Origin of the sequence: Metabacillus fastidiosus NBRC 101226 (assembly GCF_001591625.1) — a bacterium.
GTDB lineage: Bacteria > Bacillota > Bacilli > Bacillales > Bacillaceae > Metabacillus > Metabacillus fastidiosus.
The window spans coordinates 1-3,490 of the sequence record NZ_BCVG01000188.1; the positions used below are offsets into that span (position 1 = coordinate 1).

1 protein-coding gene is annotated in these 3,490 nt (G+C 45.6%); it reads left to right on the plus strand.

Annotated features, from left to right (window positions below; all coding sequences use genetic code 11):
- Positions 1-3,490 (plus strand): non-ribosomal peptide synthetase (locus BFA01S_RS21120; RefSeq protein ID WP_156484002.1); only part of this gene is annotated, 3,490 nt, incomplete at both ends.

The window sequence follows — 3,490 nt, forward strand, 5'->3', positions numbered from 1 at the left end:
CTTTGTGTAAGCGGAGCTGGTCTGGCACGAGGTTATTTAAACAGACCGGAGCTGACGGCAGAGAAATTCGTCCTGAACCCATTTGTCCCGGGTGAACGAATGTACCGGACAGGCGATCTCGCACGGATGCTGCCTAATGGGAATATTGAATTCCTCGGTAGAATCGATCATCAAGTGAAAATTCGCGGATATCGGATTGAGATTGGAGAAATCGAGAACCAGCTCCTGAAACATCCGAAGATGAAAGAAACGGTCGTCATCGCAAGGGAGGACCAGGATCATCAGGCTTACCTTTGTGCGTATGTCGTATTGGAAAAACCGAAGGAAGAATGGACCAAAGAGATCCGGGCGTTTCTGACAAAAGAGCTTCCGGAATATATGGTTCCTGCGTTCTTTGTCCAGCTGGATAAACTGCCTCTTACCACAAATGGAAAAGTGGACCGAAAGGCTTTGCCGGAGCCTGACCGAAACGGTATGGGTACCGAATATGAAGCACCAAGAAATGCAGTGGAGGAAACGCTGGCAGTGATTTGGCAGGATATTTTAGGGATAGAAAAGCTTGGAATTACCGATCATTTCTTCGAAATGGGAGGCCATTCCTTGAAGGCGACGGCAATGGTGTCCAGAATCCATAAGGAATTGAAGGTCGAGGTACCTTTGCGCCAACTTTTTCAAACACCGACGATTAAAGGGATTGCGGAGTTCATCACGTCCGTCAATGAAAGTATGCATGTGTCCATTCGGAAAGTGGAGGAACACGATCATTATCCGCTTTCATCTGCTCAAAGAAGGCTCTATATTCTAAACAAAATAGAAGGCAGCGGCGTTTCTTATAATATGCCTTTGGCCATGGAGATACACGGTGATTTTAAAGTGGATCAATTAGAAAGGGCGTTCTGCAAACTCATCGAAAGACATGAAGCGCTGAGAACCTCATTCTTAATGGTAGACGGCGAGCCTGTTCAAAAGATTGAACCGAAGGTTGATTTCAAAGTGGGTTACAGGAAGGCTGATGCAGATAAGGTAGAGGGCATCTTAAATGAGTTTGTCAGACCGTTTGATTTGGCAAACGCCCCTCTGTTGCGGGTTGAAATTCTAAACATCACGGAAGATAAGCACCTCATGGTGCTGGATATGCACCATATTATTTCAGACGGTGTATCTATGAGTATTCTGACGCGTGAATTAGCCGAGCTGTATGAAGGGAAGGAATTATCACCTTTAAGCATTCAGTATAAGGATTATTCGGTATGGCAAAGACAAATATCTGCCCAAGACGAAATGAAGAAGCAGGAAGCCTACTGGCTTAATGTGTTCCAAGAGGAAGTTCCTGTTCTGAATATGCCGACGGATTATAGAAGACCGGCTTCCCGATGTACCGAAGGAGACCTGGTGCACTTTGAATTCGATAGTGATATGTCTTTAAAGCTAAAGAAGATGGCCAAAGAACATGGCGTAACGCTTTATATGCTTCTTTTAGCCGGATATACAACCTTGCTTTCAAAATATAGCGGTCAGGACGACATCGTAGTGGGATCTCCTATTGCGGGAAGGTCTCATCATGATTTGAAACAGGTCATGGGGGTTTTTCTGAATACCCTGGCGATGAGAAATTATCCCGAAGGGAAGAAGTCCTTTAGCGACTATTTAAAAGAGGTAAAGGAGAATGCTTTAGACGCCTATGAAAATCAGGAGTATCCGTTTGATGAACTAGTTGAAAAGCTGGACCTCAACAGGGATATGAGCCGAAGTGCTTTGTTCGATACGATGTTTGTGCTGCAGAATTTTGACCAAGAGGCGTTCGAGATGGAAGATTTGACCTTTACACCGTATCAAATGGGTGCCCATGTTTCAAAATTTGATTTGACTCTCACCGCAAGCGAAGAAGGCGAGCGCATTACATGTGTGCTGAATTACGGTACCAAACTGTTTAAGAAAGCGACCATCGAAAGATTGGCGGGGCATCTGATTCATGTCTTCAAAGAAATCATTCAACAGCCGGATCAACTCATCAGTGACCTGACGTTGCTTTCAGAAGAAGAAACACACACCGCCTTAACTAAGTGGAATGATACAAAAGCTGATTATCCGAAGGATAAAACTCTTTCACAACTATTTGAGGACCAGGTCATCCGAACGCCGAACCAAGTGGCCGTAGTGTTTGAAGACCAGAAATTGACGTATCTAGAGCTGAATGAACAGGCTAATCAATGGGCAGGACTGCTTCGGGAAAAAGGGGTAAAGGCAGGGACGACTGTCGGAATGATGGTGGAAGAATCCCTGGAAATGATAGTGGGAATTTTGGCTGTATTAAAAGCAGGGGCTGCCTATTTACCAATTGATCCTGACCAAGTGGTTAAACGAACGAATGCTATCCTCAAGGACAGTGCTGCCCGTTTCCTGATCGTGAAAGGGAATCAAAAGGCGGATCTCGACTTTGACGGAGACGTCATTGATATGGAAGTTCCTCTTTTCAAGGGAAGAGACACGGCCAACCTTGCGGCAGGCCAACCGGATCATAATGCGTATCTCATTTACACGTCAGGATCTACAGGCACACCAAAAGGTGTGTTCATTCAGCACCGCAGCGTTGTAAACTATATAACTTGGTTTACAAAGGAAGCGAAACTTCATGAAAAGGATAAAGCGATGCTGGTATCCTCTTATGCCTTTGATTTAGGATATACGAGTCTCTATTCAGCGCTTTTGAATGGGTGCGAGCTGCATCTGGTTAAAAAAGAAGTCTACGCCAATGCTTACAAGGCTCTGCGGTATCTGAAAGAAAACGGTATTTCTTATCTGAAGATGACGCCGTCACTCTTTAATGTCTTGGTCAATGATCCAGGATTCCTTGCAGACTCGAGCTGTGAGACCCTTCGTCTGGTCGCGTTGGGCGGAGAGAAAATCAATCCGCTAGACGTTAAAACATTCTATCAGCACTACCCGCACGCTGTGGTGATGAATCATTACGGACCGACAGAAGCGACTATTGGTTCGGTCTATCATGTCATCGATTTCCACCAGCTGAATGCTTTCGAAGAATGCCCTGTGATTGGAAGACCGATTCCGAATATGAGGGCATACGTAGTGGATAAACAGATGAAACCTGTGCCGGAAGGCGTATATGGAGAGCTGTGTCTATCCGGAGAAGGGGTGGCCAGCGGTTATCTGAATCGGCCAGAATTGACTGAAGACGCATTCGTTCGGAATCCGTTTGAGCCGCAGGAAACTATGTATCGGACAGGAGACCTTGTCCGAAGGTTACCGGATGGCAATATCGAGCTTGCCGGAAGGATTGACAATCAGGTCAAAATAAGAGGCTACCGTATCGAAACGGACGAAATCAAGAGTCATTTGATTAAACATACCCAGATTCAGGAGGCTGTCGTGGTTGTTCAGGCAGACAAGAATGAGCGGAAGCATTTATGTGCCTATATTACAGCCGGGAAAGAATGGTCGTCAGAAGAACTGAGGGCGTACCTGAAAGAAG